Source organism: Burkholderia diffusa (assembly GCF_902499115.1).
GTDB lineage: Bacteria > Pseudomonadota > Gammaproteobacteria > Burkholderiales > Burkholderiaceae > Burkholderia > Burkholderia diffusa.
Genome location: NZ_CABVPN010000017.1, coordinates 32,169 through 48,522 on the forward strand (window position 1 = coordinate 32,169; position 16,354 = coordinate 48,522).

12 protein-coding genes are annotated in these 16,354 nt (G+C 69.9%); 8 read left to right on the top strand and 4 right to left on the bottom strand.

Going from position 1 to position 16,354, the window contains the following annotated elements; translation table 11 throughout:
• The first annotated feature begins 14 nt into the window (after positions 1–14).
• The 6 genes from gcvH (at position 15) to BTE28158_RS18395 (ending at position 9,023) form a co-directional block, all read left to right on the top strand.
• Positions 15–395: a glycine cleavage system protein GcvH gene (gene gcvH, locus BTE28158_RS18370; protein WP_057926424.1), complete on the top strand. Its 381-nt coding sequence runs from the start codon at positions 15–17 to the stop codon at positions 393–395.
• Positions 396–454: 59 nt separating this feature from the next.
• Positions 455–3,382 carry an aminomethyl-transferring glycine dehydrogenase gene (gene gcvP / locus BTE28158_RS18375; RefSeq protein ID WP_124902753.1) on the top strand — a complete coding sequence of 976 codons (2,928 nt, stop codon included), beginning with the start codon at positions 455–457 and terminating at the stop codon, positions 3,380–3,382.
• 152 nt (positions 3,383–3,534) lie between these two features.
• The gene (locus tag BTE28158_RS18380; protein WP_059601981.1) at positions 3,535–4,671 is read left to right on the top strand and encodes an alginate lyase family protein; all 1,137 of its coding nucleotides are present in this window, start codon (positions 3,535–3,537) and stop codon (positions 4,669–4,671) included.
• Between the two features lie 30 nt (positions 4,672–4,701).
• Positions 4,702–6,090 carry an L-serine ammonia-lyase gene (locus tag BTE28158_RS18385; protein ID WP_124902755.1) on the top strand — a complete coding sequence of 463 codons (1,389 nt, stop codon included), beginning with the start codon at positions 4,702–4,704 and terminating at the stop codon, positions 6,088–6,090.
• 138 nt (positions 6,091–6,228) lie between these two features.
• Complete coding sequence (locus BTE28158_RS18390; protein WP_151051393.1) at positions 6,229–7,932, top strand: thiamine pyrophosphate-binding protein; 1,704 nt, start codon at positions 6,229–6,231, stop codon at positions 7,930–7,932.
• On the top strand, positions 7,929–9,023 hold the full coding sequence (locus BTE28158_RS18395; RefSeq protein ID WP_151051391.1) for a glycosyltransferase family protein: 1,095 nt from the start codon (positions 7,929–7,931) through the stop codon (positions 9,021–9,023). The genes BTE28158_RS18390 and BTE28158_RS18395 overlap by 4 nt, the downstream gene beginning before the upstream one ends.
• 60 nt (positions 9,024–9,083) lie before the next feature.
• Here BTE28158_RS18395 and BTE28158_RS18400 read toward each other — a convergent pair whose 3' ends face one another.
• The 3 genes from BTE28158_RS18400 to exaC all read right to left on the bottom strand — a co-directional run bounded on the left by BTE28158_RS18400 (position 9,084) and on the right by exaC (position 12,698).
• Entirely contained in the window at positions 9,084–10,118 is a 1,035-nt protein-coding gene (locus tag BTE28158_RS18400; protein ID WP_059601994.1) for a helix-turn-helix domain-containing protein, read from the bottom strand.
• Between the two features lie 185 nt (positions 10,119–10,303).
• Positions 10,304–10,846, bottom strand: coding sequence for a hypothetical protein (locus tag BTE28158_RS18405; RefSeq protein WP_151052507.1), 543 nt, complete (start codon positions 10,844–10,846; stop codon positions 10,304–10,306).
• 325 nt (positions 10,847–11,171) lie between these two features.
• On the bottom strand, positions 11,172–12,698 hold the full coding sequence (gene exaC, locus BTE28158_RS18410) for an acetaldehyde dehydrogenase ExaC (protein WP_059602002.1): 1,527 nt from the start codon (positions 12,696–12,698) through the stop codon (positions 11,172–11,174).
• Positions 12,699–13,015: 317 nt separating this feature from the next.
• Between exaC and BTE28158_RS18415 the strand changes: the two genes are divergently transcribed.
• Positions 13,016–13,441, top strand: coding sequence for a pyridoxamine 5'-phosphate oxidase family protein (locus BTE28158_RS18415; protein ID WP_151052509.1), 426 nt, complete (start codon positions 13,016–13,018; stop codon positions 13,439–13,441).
• A gap of 272 nt (positions 13,442–13,713) precedes the next feature.
• Here the strand turns inward: BTE28158_RS18415 and BTE28158_RS18420 are convergent, their stop codons facing one another.
• The gene (locus BTE28158_RS18420) at positions 13,714–15,318 is read right to left on the bottom strand and encodes an MFS transporter (protein ID WP_174920000.1); all 1,605 of its coding nucleotides are present in this window, start codon (positions 15,316–15,318) and stop codon (positions 13,714–13,716) included.
• Positions 15,319–15,469: 151 nt separating this feature from the next.
• On the opposite strand from BTE28158_RS18420, the gene BTE28158_RS18425 reads away from it, so the two are divergent.
• Positions 15,470–16,354, top strand: coding sequence for a LysR family transcriptional regulator (locus BTE28158_RS18425; RefSeq protein ID WP_151052679.1), 885 nt, complete (start codon positions 15,470–15,472; stop codon positions 16,352–16,354).

Below are 16,354 nucleotides of genomic sequence, written 5' to 3' on the forward strand. Positions count from 1 at the left end.
TCCAGGAGCATCCGATGAGCAACGTCCCGGCCGATCTGAAGTACACCGACGAACACGAGTGGATCCGCACCGAAGCCGACGGCACGCTGACGGTCGGCATCACCGATCACGCGCAGAGCACGCTCGGCGACATCGTCTTCCTCGAACTGCCGCAAGTCGGCAAGTCGGTGAACGCGGGCGACGCCGTCGGCGTCGTCGAATCGGTGAAGGCGGCATCCGACATCTACTCGCCGGTGTCCGGCGAAGTCGTCGCCATCAACGAAGAAGCCGCCGACTCGCCGGAAGAAGTGAACAGCGACGCATACGGCACGTGGCTCTTCAAGATCAAGCTCGCGGCCGGCGCCTCGACCGACAAGCTGATCGACGCTGACGCCTACAGCAAGCTGATCGACTAATTTTCCCTACCCGAACCGCGCGGCCGGCCAGCCGGGCCGCGCGGGACCAGAGTCACGCCATGAAGCTCGAACACCCGGACCGCCTGATGAACCGCACGCCCCTCTCGCTCGCCGCGCTCGAAACGCACGACGCGTTCGCCGAACGCCACATCGGCCCCGATGCCGCCAGCCAGCAGGCCATGCTCGACACGCTCGGCTTCGCGTCGCGCGCCGCCCTGATCGACGCCGTGATCCCGGCCTCGATCCGCCGCGCCGAAACGCTGCCGCTCGGCCCGTTCGCGCAACCGAAGAGCGAGGCCGAAGCCCTCGCCGCGCTGCGCGCCCTCGCGGACAAGAACCAGGTGTTCCGCTCGTATATCGGCCAGGGCTATTACGACTCGCACACGCCGGCCGTGATCCTGCGCAACGTGCTCGAAAACCCGGCGTGGTACACGGCCTACACGCCGTACCAGCCCGAAATTTCCCAGGGTCGCCTCGAGGCGCTCCTGAACTTCCAGCAGATGGTCGCCGACCTCACGGGCCTCGCGATCTCGAACGCGTCGCTGCTCGACGAAGCAACGGCCGCGGCCGAAGCGATGACGCTGCTGCAGCGCACCGGCAAGCCGGCGTCGAACGTGTTCTACGTCGCCGACGACGTGCTGCCGCAGACGCTCGAGGTGATCCGCACGCGCGCGCTGCCGATCGGCATCGAGGTCAAGACGGGCCCGGCGGCCGACGCCGCGCAGGCCAACGCGTTCGGCGTGCTGCTCCAGTACCCGGGCGTCAACGGCGACGTGCGCGACTACCGCGCGCTCACCGAAGCGATCCACGCGGCGGGCGGCCATGTCGTCGTCGCGGCCGACCTGCTCGCACTGACCGTGCTGACGCCGCCGGGTGAATGGGGCGCGGACGTCGCGGTCGGCAACACGCAGCGCTTCGGCGTGCCGATGGGCTTCGGCGGCCCGCACGCCGCCTACATGGCCGTGCGTGACGAATTCAAGCGCCAGATGCCGGGCCGCCTCGTCGGCGTGACCGTCGACGCGCAGGGCAAGCCCGCGCTGCGTCTCGCGCTGCAGACCCGCGAACAGCACATCCGCCGCGAGAAGGCGACGTCGAACGTGTGTACCGCGCAGGCGCTGCTCGCGATCATGGCGAGCATGTACGCGGTCTACCACGGCCCGCACGGGCTGAAGACGATCGCGCTGCGCGTGAACCGCATCGCGGCGCTCGTCGCCGCCGGCGTGAAGCAGCTCGGCTTCGCGACCGTCAACGACACGTTCTTCGACACGCTGACGATCGACACCGGCGCGCGCACCGCGCAGGTTCACGAATTCGCGAAGGCCAAGCGCATCAACCTGCGCCGCGTGAGCGACACGCAAGTCGGCGTGTCGGTCGATGAAACGACGACCCGCGACGACCTCGCCGATCTCCTCGCCGTGTTCGCGCAGGCCGCGGGCGGCACCGCGCCGACCGTCGACGCGCTGGACGCGGGCCTCGCCGGCGTCGCCGCGCTGCCGGCCGGCCTCGAGCGCACGAGTGCGTACCTGACGCACCACGTGTTCAACCGCCACCATTCCGAAACCGAAATGCTGCGCTACCTGCGCAGCCTGTCGGACAAGGATCTCGCGCTCGACCGCTCGATGATCCCGCTCGGCTCGTGCACGATGAAGCTGAACGCGACGTCGGAAATGCTGCCGGTCACGTGGCCCGAATTCGGCCGGATCCACCCGTTCGCGCCGGCCGAGCAGACCGTCGGCTACCGCGAGATGATCGACCAGCTCGAGCAGATGCTGGTCGCGGCCACCGGCTACGCGGCCGTGTCGCTGCAGCCGAATGCCGGCTCGCAGGGCGAGTACGCGGGCCTGCTGATCATCCACGCGTATCACGCTTCGCGCGGCGAAGCCCATCGCGACGTGTGCCTGATCCCGGCATCCGCGCACGGTACGAACCCGGCGTCCGCGCACATGGCCGGCATGAAGGTCGTGGTCGTCGCCTGCGACGCGCAGGGCAACGTCGACATCGCCGACCTGAAGGCGAAGGCCGAGCAGCACGCGAACGACCTCGCGGCGATCATGATCACGTATCCGTCGACCCACGGCGTGTTCGAGCAGAACGTGCGCGAGATCTGCGAGATCGTGCACGCGCACGGCGGCCAGGTGTACGTCGACGGCGCGAACATGAACGCGATGGTCGGCCTGACCGCGCCGGGCCAGTTCGGCGGCGACGTGTCGCACCTGAACCTGCACAAGACCTTCTGTATCCCGCACGGCGGCGGCGGCCCGGGCGTCGGCCCGGTCGCGGTCGGCGCGCACCTCGCGAAGTTCCTGCCGAACCAGCGTTCGACCGGCTACGCGCGCGCGGAAGACGGCATCGGCGCGGTGTCGGCCGCACCGTACGGCTCGGCGTCGATCCTGCCGATCTCGTGGATGTACATCGCGATGATGGGCGCGAAGAATCTGACCGCCGCCACCGAAACCGCGATCCTCAACGCGAACTACATCGCGAAGCGCCTCGCGCCGCACTACCCGGTGCTGTATTCGGGCCCGGGCGGGCTGGTCGCGCACGAGTGCATTCTCGACCTGCGTCCGCTCAAGGAAACCAGCGGCATCAGCGTCGACGACGTCGCGAAGCGCCTGATGGACTACGGCTTCCACGCACCGACGATGAGCTTCCCGGTGCCGGGCACGCTGATGGTCGAGCCGACGGAATCGGAATCGCAGGAAGAACTCGACCGTTTCATCGCCGCGATGATCGCGATCCGCGATGAAATCCGTGCGGTCGAGGAAGGCCGCGCCGATCGCGAGGACAACCCGCTGCGTCACGCGCCGCACACGGCAGCAGTCGTCACCGCGAACGAATGGCCGCACGCGTACTCGCGCGAGCAGGCCGCGTACCCGGTCGCATCGCTCGGCACGAACAAGTACTGGCCGCCGGTCGGCCGTGCGGACAACGCCTACGGCGACCGCAACCTGTTCTGCTCGTGCGTGCCGATGTCGGAATACGCATAACGCCCGTCGCGCACCGGAGTCCGGCCGTGACCACACCGCACGCAACCTCCGGTTGCGTGCGGTTTTTGCGTTCGCCGCCAGCCCGATCGATTCACGCTTGCCCCCCAATCCGGCTAACATCACACGCGATCCAGCCAATCAAGGAGTTCCGCATGGTGCGTCCGATGTTTCCGGGCCATGGTGCAGCGCACGAGCGGCCGCGCACGCGCCGCTTCGTGCCGCTGCTCGTCGCGTCGCTGTCGTTTGCCGTCGCCGGCCTTGGCACGCCGGGCAGCGCAGGCGCGGCGATGAATTTCTGCGCGGCGCCCGCGTTGCAGGCGAGCGAGACGACGCAGGCCGAGCCGGGCGTGCAGGCGCTGATCCGCAGCGTCGACGCGCGTATCGGCGAGCAGCCGAAGGCGTTGGCGCGCGTGCACACCGAAGGCACGCTGCCGCACGAAGGCATCTACGACCAGAGCGCCGACGCGCTGAAGGACATGGAGCTGATGCGCGACGCCGCGCTCGCGTGGCGCGTGACCAATGCGCCGCGTTACCTGCAGCTCGTCGACCGCTTCCTGTCCGCGTGGGTCGCGACCTACCAGCCGAGCTTCAACCCGATCGACGAGACGCGCTTCGACAGCCTGATCGTCGCGTACGACATGACGGCGAGCGCGCTGCCGGTGAAGACCCGCAACGCGACGGCGGCGTTCATCGCGAAGCTCGGCGCCGGTTACGTCGCGCAGATCGACGCGCAGAAGCGCCCGCTCACCGGCACCTGGCGCAACAACTGGCAAAGCCACCGGATCAAGCTGATTGCGCTGTCCGCGTTCACGCTCGGCGACCGCAAGATGATGAACGCCGCGCAGCGGCTGTTCGTCGAGCATCTCGCCGACAACATCGGCCCGGACGGCAAGACGTGGGACTTCGAGGAACGCGATGCGCTGCACTACGCGGTGTACGACCTCCAGCCGCTGGTGACGGCCGCGCTCGCCGCGCGCCGCTTCAACCGCAACTGGCTGCGCGAGCGCGGCGCGAACGGCGCGACGCTCGCGGCCGCGCTCGACTGGCTCGTGCCGTACGCGCTCGGCGAGAAGACGCACGAGGAATTCGTGAATTCGCCGGTGCCGTTCGACGCGAAGCGCCGCGAAGCCGGCTTGCCGGGCTACACGGGGCAGTGGGACCCGAAAAACGCCACTGAACTCTTTCATCTGGCCGCGCGGCTCGACGGGCGTTATGCCCGCGTCGCGCGGCAGCTCTCCCCCATGCCGCCCGCATGGCTCGCCGCGTGCCTGCCATTGCAGGCGCGTTAGCACTATTCTCAAAGCAAGGCAGGAATCGAAATGGCAGTCAGCGTGTTTGACCTCTTCAAGATCGGCATCGGCCCGTCCAGTTCGCATACGGTCGGACCGATGCGCGCGGCGCTGATGTTCGTCCAGGGCCTCGAGCGCGACGGGCTGCTCGACGCGACGGCCCACGTGAAGGTCGAGCTGTACGGCTCGCTCGGCGCCACCGGCAAGGGCCACGGCACCGATCGCGGCGTGATGCTCGGGCTGCTCGGCGACGCGCCCGATACCGTCGATCCCGACACGATCGACGCGCGTCTGGAGGACGTCCGCACGTCGAAGAAGCTCGCGCTGCTCGGCACGCATCCGGTGCCGTTCGTGCTGAAGGAGAACATCGCGTTCTACCGCCAGGCGCTGCCCGAGCACCCGAACGGCATGAAGCTGCGCGCGTCCGACGCGAACGGCGCGGTGCTGGTCGAGCGCACCTACCTGTCGGTCGGCGGCGGCTTCGTCGTGACGGCCGGCGCGCCGAACACGAAGGTGCTGAGCGCGGCCGAGCAGATGACGCATCCGTTCCGCACCGGCGCCGAGCTGCTCGCGCTGACCGAGTCGACCGGCAAGTCGATCGCGCAGCTGATGTGGGAAAACGAGCGCGCGTGGCACACCGAGGAAGAGACGCGCGACGGGCTGCTGAAGATCTGGGCCGTGATGCAGTCGTGCGTGTCGCGCGGCTGCGGGATCGGCAACCCCGACGCCGACGGCAACCTGCCCGGTCCGTTCCAGGTCAAGCGCCGCGCGCCGCAGCTGTACCGCACGCTGACGGGCAGCCCGGAGCGCGCGCTGCAGGATCCGCTGTCGATGATCGACTGGATCAACCTGTATGCGATCGCCGTCAACGAGGAAAACGCGGCCGGCGGCCGCGTCGTCACCGCGCCGACCAACGGCGCGGCCGGCATCATCCCGGCCGTCCTGCACTATTACACGCGCTTCACGCCGGGCGCGAACGAACAGGGCGTGATCGACTTCCTGCTGACCGCCGCCGCGATCGGCATTCTGTACAAACTCAACGCGTCGATTTCCGGTGCGGAAGTGGGTTGCCAGGGCGAAGTGGGCGTCGCGTGCTCGATGGCGGCCGGCGCGCTCGCGGCCGTGCTCGGCGGCACGCCGCGCCAGGTCGAGAACGCGGCCGAGATCGGGATGGAGCACAACCTCGGCCTCACCTGCGACCCGGTCGGCGGGATGGTGCAGATCCCGTGCATCGAGCGCAACGCGATGGCATCGGTGAAGGCCGTCAACGCGGCGCGCATGGCGCTGCGCGGCGACGGCTCGCACTACGTGTCGCTCGACTCGGTGATCAAGACGATGCGCGAGACCGGCGCCGACATGAAGACGAAGTACAAGGAAACGTCGCGCGGCGGGCTGGCGGTGAACATCGTCGAATGCTGATGCGATGACGGCGGGCGGGCGCACGCGCCGAGGCGCGCCGCCGCCCCGCTCGTTCCGACACTTTTCACCGGCCGGCGTACCGGCGCCCCGCCGACAGGCGTAAGCTGTACGTCCCGCTACCCAGGGAGACGGCAGCCCATGTCGCATTCCAAGGATCTCGAGCCGCGCGCCACCACCGGCGCGCGACTGCTCGTCGATGCGTTGCTCGCCAATCACGTCGAACGCGTGTTCTGCGTGCCGGGCGAGAGCTTCCTCGCCGTACTAGATGCGCTGGCGGACGACACCGCGCGCATCCAGACGGTCGTCTGCCGCCACGAGGCGGCCGCCGCGAACATGGCGGAGGCGGTCGGCAAGCTGACCGGCCATCCCGGCATCGCGTTCGTCACGCGCGGGCCCGGCGCGACCCACGCGTCGATCGGCGTGCATACCGCGTTCCAGGATTCGACACCGATGATCCTGTTCGTCGGCCAGTGCGCGCGTGAGCACCTCGACCGCGAAGCCTTCCAGGAAATCGACTACCGCCGGATGTTCGGCCAGATGGCGAAATGGGTCGCCCAGATCGACGACCCGCGCCGCATTCCCGAATACCTGAGCCATGCGTTCCACGTCGCCATGTCGGGCCGTCCGGGCCCGGTCGTGCTCGCGCTGCCCGAGGACGTGCTGTCCGAAGCCTGCGCACCGCAGCCCGTCGTGCCGGCCGCGAAGCGCATCGCGGCCTCGCCGTCGGCCGCGCAGGTCGACGAGCTGCGCGAACGGCTCGCGCGCGCCGAGCGGCCGTTCGCGATCGTCGGCGGTAGCGGCTGGACGCCCGACGCATGCGCGAACCTGCGCACCTTCGTCGAGCGGTGGCAGTTGCCGGTCGCGTGTGCGTTCCGCTACCAGGACACGATCGACAACGCGCACCCGAACTACGCGGGCGACGTCGGGCTCGGGATCAACCCGGCGCTCGCGAAGCGCATCCGCGACGCCGACCTGCTGCTCGTGATCGGACCGCGCCTCGGCGAAGCAACGACCGGCGGCTACACGCTGCTCGACATCCCGAAGACGCGCCAGACGCTGATCCACGTGCACCAGGGCGCGGACGAGCTCGGCCGCGTGTATGCGGCCGACCTGCCGATCGTGTCGGGCATGCCTGAGATCGCGGCGCCGCTCGCCGCGCTCGAACCGCCGGCGCAGCCCGCGTGGGCCGGCACGGCCGCCGACTCGCACCGCGCATACCGCGAATGGCATGCCCCGCTGCCGATGCCCGGCGACGTCCAGCTCGGCGACGTGATGGTGCAGCTGCGCGAGCGCCTGCCGCACGACGCGATCCTGACCAACGGCGCCGGCAATTACGCGATCTGGCTGCATCGCCACTTCGCGTACCGGCACTTCCGCTCGCAGCTCGCGCCGACCAGCGGCGCGATGGGCTACGGGCTGCCCGCCGCGCTCGCCGCGAAGTCGCTGTATCCGTTGCGAACCGTCGTCGCGCTCGCCGGCGACGGCTGCTTCATGATGGCCGGCAACGAACTCGCGACCGCGATGCAGTACGGGCTGAACATCATCGCAATCGTCGTCAACAACGGGCATTTCGGCACGATCCGCATGCATCAGGAGCGCAACTATCCCGGGCGCGTGCATGGCACCGGGCTCACGAATCCCGATTTCGCCGCGTATGCGCGCGCGTTCGGCGCGCATGGCGAGACGGTCGTGCGCACCGCCGACTTCGCGCCGGCACTGGAGCGCGCACTGACCTGCGGGCTGCCGGCGCTGATCGAGATCCGCATCCCGCAGGACGCCAGCACGCCGGCCGCGACGCTCGAGCAGATCCGCGAACAGGGTCGCCGCGCGCGCGGCGCATGACCGTGGAACTGCGCACCGCACCGGCCGGCCTCGCGCTGTCGCGCGACGACGCGCTCGCCCACCCCGGCACGCTGCTCGCGCCGGACGGCACGCTCGTCGCGCCGTACGACCTCGAGCACGGCGGCGGCCCCACGGAGGGCCATGTGCCGGCCGCGCCGGCGCTCGGCCTGCTGCACGCCGCCCACCAGCCGTTCCGGCTCGACTACGACCGCATGACGGACGTGTACGTGATCAACGGAATGGGCGTCACGCTCGGCGACTCGGTGATCGGGCTGACCGCGCTCGCCGCGCTGCGCGCGATGCATCCCGGCCTTCGCTTCACGCTGTTCCGGCCGGCCCGCGCGCCGCGCTACGTCGACGCGCTGTATGCGCTCGCGGCTGACGTCGTCGCGCCGTCGCATGCGCTGCCGTGCGCCGCCGATGCACTGCCCGCGCACGCGCCGTGCGTCGATCTCGGCAATCACCTGTACTGGCCCGCGTTCGCGCGGCAGCCGATGATCGACTTCTTCCTTGACGCGCTCGGCGCGGATCCGGCCACGGTGCCGGCCGCCGCGAAGCGCAACCGCTGGCTCGCGCGGCTACGGCTGCCCGAGCTGCCGGCCGAATGGCGGCGGCCATACGTGCTGTTCTGCCCGACCGCGAGCACCGCGGTGCGCAGCGTGCCGCCCGCGCTGCACGCGACGTTCGTCGAGCGACTCGCGCAGCGTTACGGGCTGCCGGTGGTCGGCTTCGGCCCGGTCGCGCATCCCGCCTACGTCGACGTGAGCCGCTACGCGGCCGATACCGCGCACTTCATTGCCTGGGTCGAGGGTGCGAGCATGCTGTTCGCGCCCGATACGTCCGCGCTGCATCTCGCCGACGGCTTCGACGTGCCGACGCTCGCCTGTTTCACGACGATCGGGCCGGCGCTGCGGGTGCGCGACTATCCGCACTGCGTGCCGGTCGCGCTCGACGTGCCGGACGAATTGCACGGGCTGCATCGCAGCGAGCGACCGGGCGATCTCGCGGCGGTCGAAGCCGCTTACCGGGCGATCGACTGGGATGCCGTGCCGTGGCCTGCACCACGCGACGCGGCGGCTATGTCCGGATAGAACAACGAAAATCGCCCGAAAGATCGGGCGTGCAGCGGCAGCCACGTACCGCGGCGCGGCTCATCCGGCCGTCACCGTCACCGCCCGCTCGCGCAGCGTCTCCGACGGCCGTTTGCCGAACAGCCGCCGGTAGTCGGTCGCGAACTGGCTCAGGTGCCAGAAGCCCCACGCCTCCGCGACGTCCTGCACCGAACCGGCCGCCCGCCCGCACAGATCACGGCGCGCGCCGTTCAGCCGCAGCGTCCGCAGGTAGGTCGCGGGCGCCATGCCGAGCACGTCCTGGAAGCAGTACTGCAGCGTGCGCCGGCTCACGTGCAGTTGCTCGCACAGCTCGGGCACGCCGACCGGGCGCGTGCGGTGCGCGAGCACGTACTCGCGCGCCTGCTCGACGATCCAGCGCCGCGTCGACGGTGCGCCGCCGGCGCCATCGTCCGCCGGTTGCGCGCACGCATCGAACAGCGCGGCCAGCACCTCGGCCTGCAGGTCGTCGCGCTGCGCGTCGGGCAGCGGCCCGCCCACGGCCGCCGCGCCGTCGAGCCGGCGGCCGAGCAGCGCGCACAGGCGCGCGAGCCGCGTATCGCCGACCTGGATCACGTGCTGCGTAAACAGCCGCTCGTCGAGCGCGCGGTGTTCGACTTCCTCCGCGTAGCGGCGCAGCACGTCGCCGCGCACGACCACGCCGTAGATCGAGAACTGCGCGGGCGTCAGCAATTCGAATTCGACGTTGCCGGGCCGGAACGCGAGCGCACCGGGCCCGATGCGGCACGCATCGACGCGCGCGGTGCCGTCGCTGACCAGCGGGATGCCGAACCAGTACGCGTCGCCGCGCACCTCGCATGCCTGACGCAGCAGGTGGCTGGTCGATTCGCGAAACAGCTTCATCGTGTCGAGCGGCAGCTCGGTCAGCGTGCCGACGAAGCGGCCGGCCGCGAGCTGGTCGTAAGTCTGCCGCCAGCCGATCAGGTTGCGCGCCTGCTCGTCCGCGTCATGCGCAACGCTGACCACGGCCTGGCCGGCGAGCGCGTCGTCACCCTGCGCGCTGCACCGCGTGTCCTCGGCCGTCGGCTCGGCCATGCACTCCAATCGTTGACCCATCGTGTTCTCCTCACCTGCCCGGAACCGCGTCCAACACGCAAGTCCCGTGCCGAACCGCGCGGCCCGGCGACAAGCCCGTCATTGCACGCCGTGCGGCCGCCGCGCGCCATGAGGGCGCACCCGGAGGCGGCATGCCACGCACCGTGCGGGTGCGGCTTGCGCGCCGCGGTCAGCCCGGCGACGCGCTAGGCGCCCGGCCGCAACCGCACGACCCGCGTGCCGCAATTGCCGTACGCCTGCGCGACCGCCAGCTCGATGATCGGGCTGCCGGCCAGCCAGGGCGCGGCATCCGCTGCCGGCAGATCGGCGCGCAACGTCGCGCGGCCGTTGATCCGATAGCGGATGCCGCGCACGAAATCGATGAACAACAGCCCGATGCCGCTGCCGTCGCACGCGAGCGCATCGATCCGGCCGCCGTCGCCGCGCGTCGGCAGCGCGAAGCGCAGCGTCTTCGTGTCGATCACGCGCACGACCGGCCACAGGTCGCCGTTCGCGTCGCGCATGCCCTGCACGATGTCGCAGGTCACGCGCGCCGGGTCGCCGCGCGTCGTGCCGACGAACATGAACGGCTGCGATTCGACGAACTGGCGCACGCCGATGCTCAGCCGCGTCGTGATGACGTCGCTCATGCGCTCGGCTTCGTCGGCGACGCCGAACCGGTGCTGCGCGTCGAGCTCGCCCGCGTGAAACACGGGGTGACGCGGCCAGGATCGAGGCGGATCTGCCATGCTGGTTTCCGTCGGGGCCATCGGTGCGCGATGCGGGCGCGACCGCGCGACAGCCGATGCGGTTGCCGAGGCGGGCCGTCGGCGACGCGCAGCCGACGCCGCGTATCGAATGTCGAAAGGCGAAAAAAGCGAAGTGCCGGACGATCGGCCGCAAGCGCGCTGCCGCGCCGCGCGCACCGCCCGACGGCCGGGCAGCCATCGCCCGACCGTCGAACGCTGCCCGGCAATCCGGTTCCGGACACGCCGCCGTCCGGCACCGGTTGCCGTACCGGGCAGCGTCGCGCTGCCGCCCGGCCGGCCCGGCACTTCGCCCCTGCTGCGGCGATCAGAAGAACCCGAGCGCCTCGGCCTGGTAGCTGACCAGCAGGCACTTCGTCTGCTGGTAGTTCGACAGCGCCATCTTGTGCGTCTCGCGACCGATGCCCGACTGCTTGTAGCCGCCGAACGCCGCATGCGCGGGGTACAGGTGGTAGCAGTTGGTCCACACGCGGCCAGCCTCGATCTCGCGGCCCATCCGGTACGCGCGCGTGCCGTTGCGCGTCCACACGCCGGCGCCGAGCCCGTAGAACGTGTCGTTCGCGAGTTCGATCGCTTCCTGCTCGTCCTTGAACGTCATCACCGACGCGACCGGCCCGAAGATCTCTTCCTGGAACACGCGCATCTTGTTGTTGCCGAGCAGCATCGTCGGCTTCACGTAGTAGCCCGTGCCGAGGTCGGCGGCCGGTGCCGTGCGCTCGCCGCCCGTCAGGCATTGCGCGCCTTCGTCGCGGCCGATGTCGATGTACGACAGGATCTTGTCGAGCTGCTGCTGCGACGCCTGCGCGCCGATCATCGTCTGCATGTCGAGCGGATGGCCGGCCTTGATGCGCTCCACGCGCGCGACGGCCTTCTCGATGAAGCGTTCGTAGATCGATTCCTGGATCAGGATCCGCGACGGGCACGTGCACACCTCGCCCTGGTTCAGCGCGAACATCGCGAGCCCTTCGAGCGCCTTGTCGAGGAACGCATCGTCCTGGTCGAGCACGTCGGCGAAGAAGATGTTCGGGCTCTTGCCGCCCAGCTCGACCGTCGACGGGATCAGGTTCTCGGCCGCGGTGCGCAGGATGTGCTTGCCGACCGGCGTCGAGCCCGTGAACGCGATCTTCGCGATCCGCTTGCTGGTCGCGAGCGCCTCGCCCGCTTCCTTGCCGAAGCCGTTGACGATGTTGATCGTGCCGGCCGGGAACAGGTCGCCGATCAGTTCCATCAGCACCAGCACCGACGCGGGCGTCTGCTCGGCCGGCTTCATCACGACGCAGCAACCGGCCGCGAGCGCCGGCGCGAGCTTCCATGCGGCCATCAGCAGCGGGAAGTTCCACGGGATGATCTGGCCGACGACGCCGAGCGGCTCGTGGAAGTGATACGCGACGGTGTTGTCGTCGATTTCCGAAATGCCGCCTTCCTGCGCGCGGATGCAGCCCGCGAAATAGCGGAAGTGGTCGATCGCGAGCGGCAGGTCGGCCGCCATCGTTTCACGCAGCGGCTTGCCGTTGTCGATCGTCTCGGCCACCGCGAGCAGCTTCAGGTTCTTTTCCATCCGGTCGGCGGCGGCGAGCAGGAGGTTCGCGCGCTCGGCGACCGACGTCTTGCCCCACTTGCGGCGCGCAGCGTGCGCGGCATCGAGCGCGACCTCGATGTCGTCGGCGCCCGAGCGCGGCACGCGGCAGAACGGCTTGCCGTTGATCGGCGACACGTTCTCGAAATACTCGCCCTTCACCGGCGGAACCCACTTGCCACCGATGTAGTTGTCGTACTGCTGACGATACGGATATTCGACGTCGAGGCCCAGTTGTTTCAGGTCAAACGGGTTCATACATGTCTCCTGTTCATCGTGCTTGTGTGAATGCAGCGCCGGTTGGATCGCGCTACACGGTTTACGCAACATGCGTGCCAAACCGGCCGAAAACCGAACAGGAGCGGTGCGTCCGGCCGCCCGCCGCGGACGGCGCCGGCGCACGAAAAACGAGTGTCCCGATTCTGAACATCGCGACGGCACAGCCGGCACGGCGGGTGTTCTGATTTTCCACAGCGCACCCGCGCACGCTTCGCCGTGCACCGCGCTCGCAGCGTGGCATGTCGCTTGCATGCGCAACGCGGATCCGCACGCACCGGCCACGCGCCGACCGAACCATGAACCCGGGCCCCCTCGGCGACGATGCCGTCGCGTTCATCCATGAACAGGCATTCCTGATCGTCGCGACCGCGAACGCGGCGGGCGACAGCGACTGCTCGTATCGCGGCCGGCAGCCGCGCGCGGACGGTTCGTTCGCCTCGCTCGTCGACCTGCCCGACCGTCGTACGCTCGTGCTGCCCGATTTCGCGGGCAACAACCTGTTCAACACGATCGGCAACCTGCTCGTGAATCCGGCGATCGCGCTGCTGTTCGTCGACTTCGTCCGGCAGACGACGTGGCTCGTGCAAGGTCGCGCGGCGATCGATGAAGATGCCGGAAGTCGCGCGCACCTGTGGCCCGATGCGCTGCGCTATGTGGTCGTCGATGTGGAAAGCGCGCAGGCACGGGCCGATGCGGGATTGCCGCCGCTCGTGCTGGCGTGATGCGCGGCACCCTTTCGTCGTCGGCACAAGGCGGGCAGGCAATGCCCGGTGCGGTGCTGCGCACGCTTGTGCAAGCGTGCTGCATCGAGCCAGTCGTAGGTGCCGGAGCACGCCGGCGCCATTCCCACAGGACGCGTGCCCTGCGGGCGACGCAACGCTCCACGCTCATTCGCGCGCGGGGCCGATCGTCGGTACACGGATTCGCGTGATCGCAACATGCGCGGGCACGCTGCCCGCGATCGTCGACCTGCGCGCCCCCTGAGACGCCCCGCTCACCGCCCGCTTGCCTCCGTGCAAGCCGGTTCGGTTCGGCTGCGCGCCGGCGCGCCGGGATGCGCAGTTTCACCATCGTCGCCGCGCGCTTCCGTCACCCCGGGCCGCGCACCGAGAAATGCGAACACCACCCCCGCACACAGCACCGTGACGATCGCGAGCCCGATCAGCAGCCGATCGAACGCATGCGTATAGCTCGCGAGCAGCGCCGTACGCTCGACGCCCGGCAATACGGCCGCCGCGCCCGCGAGATCGCCGGTGGCGAGCCGCGCGGCCGCGCGCAACGCTGCGTCGGACGCGCCGGCCGCCCGCCGCAGATCGGTGTGCGCGAGCGTCGCCAGCACCGCGCCGGCGATCGCGAGCGCGATCCCCTCGCCCGCCACGCGCGTCGTGCTGAAGATCCCGGTCGCCATCCCCGCGCGCTCCTTCGGCACGACGCTGACCGACAACCCGTCCATCAGCCCCCACGGCATGCCGGCCCCGACGCCGATCGCGAGCATCGGCGCGATCGCCGTCGGCCCTGCGCCGCCGCGCAGCGCGACGCCCAGCCACACGAGGCCCGCCGCCGCGAGCAGGAGCCCGAGCCCCGAGATCACGCCGGCCGACAGCCAGCGCGTGAGCGTCGCCGCGACGAGCGGCACGACGAGCATCGGCGCGGAAATCGCGAGCATCAGCCAGCCTGCGTCGATTTCGCTGAAGCCGTCGATGCCGATGAAGCGCAGCGGCAGCACGACGAGCAGGACGATGTAGCAGCAGCAGGTCGACACCGGCAGCACCTGCACGCCGACGAAGCGCGGAATCCGGAACAGCGACAGGTCGAGCATCGGCCGCGCGACGCGCGTCTCGATCGCGACGAACGCGCATGCGCCGAGCGCCGCAGCCGCCAGCAGCGCGACGACGAGCGGATGCGCCCAGCCGCGCGCGGGCGCCTCGATCACGCCGAACGTGAACAGCGTGAGCGCGGCGGTGAACGCGGCCGTGCCGGGCCAGTCGAGCCCCGTCGCGTGCGGATCGCGCGACTCGTGCATGCGCGGCAGCCCGAACGCGAGCGACAACGCGCCTGCCGCCGCGCCCGTGACGAAGATCGCGCGCCAGCCGTAGTGCGCGATCAGGCCGCCGGCGAGCACGGGCCCGAACGCGAGCCCGATCCCGAACGTCGTGCCGAGCAGGCTGAATGCGCGCGTGCGCGCCGCGCCGTCGAACTCCTGCGCGAGCGCGGCCGTGCCGCCCGCGAGCGCCGCGGCCGCCGCGAGCCCCTGCGCGGCGCGCAGCAGGTCGACCGCGAGCATCGACGGCGCGAACGCGAGCGCGACCGACATCAGCGTGAAGCCGCCGACGCCGATCGCGAACACGCGCTTGCGGCCGAACTGGTCGGCCAGCGCGCCCGCCGCCATCAGGAAACTGCCGAACGCGAGCATGAACGCGTTGGTGATCCAGTTCATCGCGACCGGGCCGCCGTGCAGGTCGCGGCCGATCGCGGGTGTCGCGACAGCGCCGCCCGAAAACGACAGCGGCAGCGCGACCGCGGCCATGCAGACGGCGGCCAGCACCCACGCGCGCCGACGCGCCGACGTGGCTGAACCGGGTGAAAACGGGTGATCCATCATCGCTCCTCGAAAAGCCGGCGCGGATGCGCCTCAAGCGCGATCAAGGATAATTTCGATTCAATCTTAGAAAAACAACGCGAAGCTCCGCATATAACGGACTAAAATTCTTCAATTCAACGCTTCGCGCCCCGCTCGCCCGTCTACGTCGATGGAAAACCTGAACGGCATCGCCGCCTTCGTCCGCACCGCCGAAGCGCTCAGCTTCGTCGCGGCCGGCCGCGCGCTCGGCATCTCGGCCTCCGCCGTCGGCAAGACGATCGCGCGGCTCGAGCAGTCGCTCGGCGTGCGCCTGTTCAACCGCACGACGCGGCGCGTCACGCTGACCGACGAAGGGCGCCATTTCTACGAACGCTGCCAGCGGATCCTCGAGGATTTTCGTGATGCGGAGGCGACCGTGACGGCCTCCGCGCAGCGCCCGCGCGGCAAGCTGCGCGTGAGCCTGCCGGTGATCGGCTACCGGTTCCTGCTGCCGGTGCTGCCCGAATTCAGGTTGCGCTATCCGGACGTCGAGCTCGATCTGGATTTCAACGACCGGATGGTCGATGTCGTCGAAGGCGGCTTCGACGCGGTGATCCGCAGCGGCCCGCTGTCGGATTCGAGCCTGATGTCGCGGCGGCTCGGCCCGTTCGCGTTCGTGCTGTGCGCGACGCCCGCGTATCTCGCGCTGGCCGGCACGCCGCGGGCGCCGCACGATCTCGAAACCCACGATTGCGTGCGCTACTGTTTCCCGACCACCGGCAAGCTGCAGGACTGGGCGCTTGCCGCCGACGACGGCACGCCGCTGAAGCTGCGCACCGCGATGACCTGCAACAACATGGAAGCGCTGCGCGGCGCGGTAATGGCGGGGCTCGGCATCGGCTACATGCCCGACTTCCTCGCGCGCGACGCGCTGGACACGGGCGCGCTCGTCACCGTGCTCGACGACTACCGGATCGCGCCGGGGCAGTTCTCGATCGTGTGGCCGTCGAGCCGGCAACTGTCGCCGAAGCTGCGCGTGTTCGTCGACTTCCTGTGCGAGCGGCTGTTCCGATAG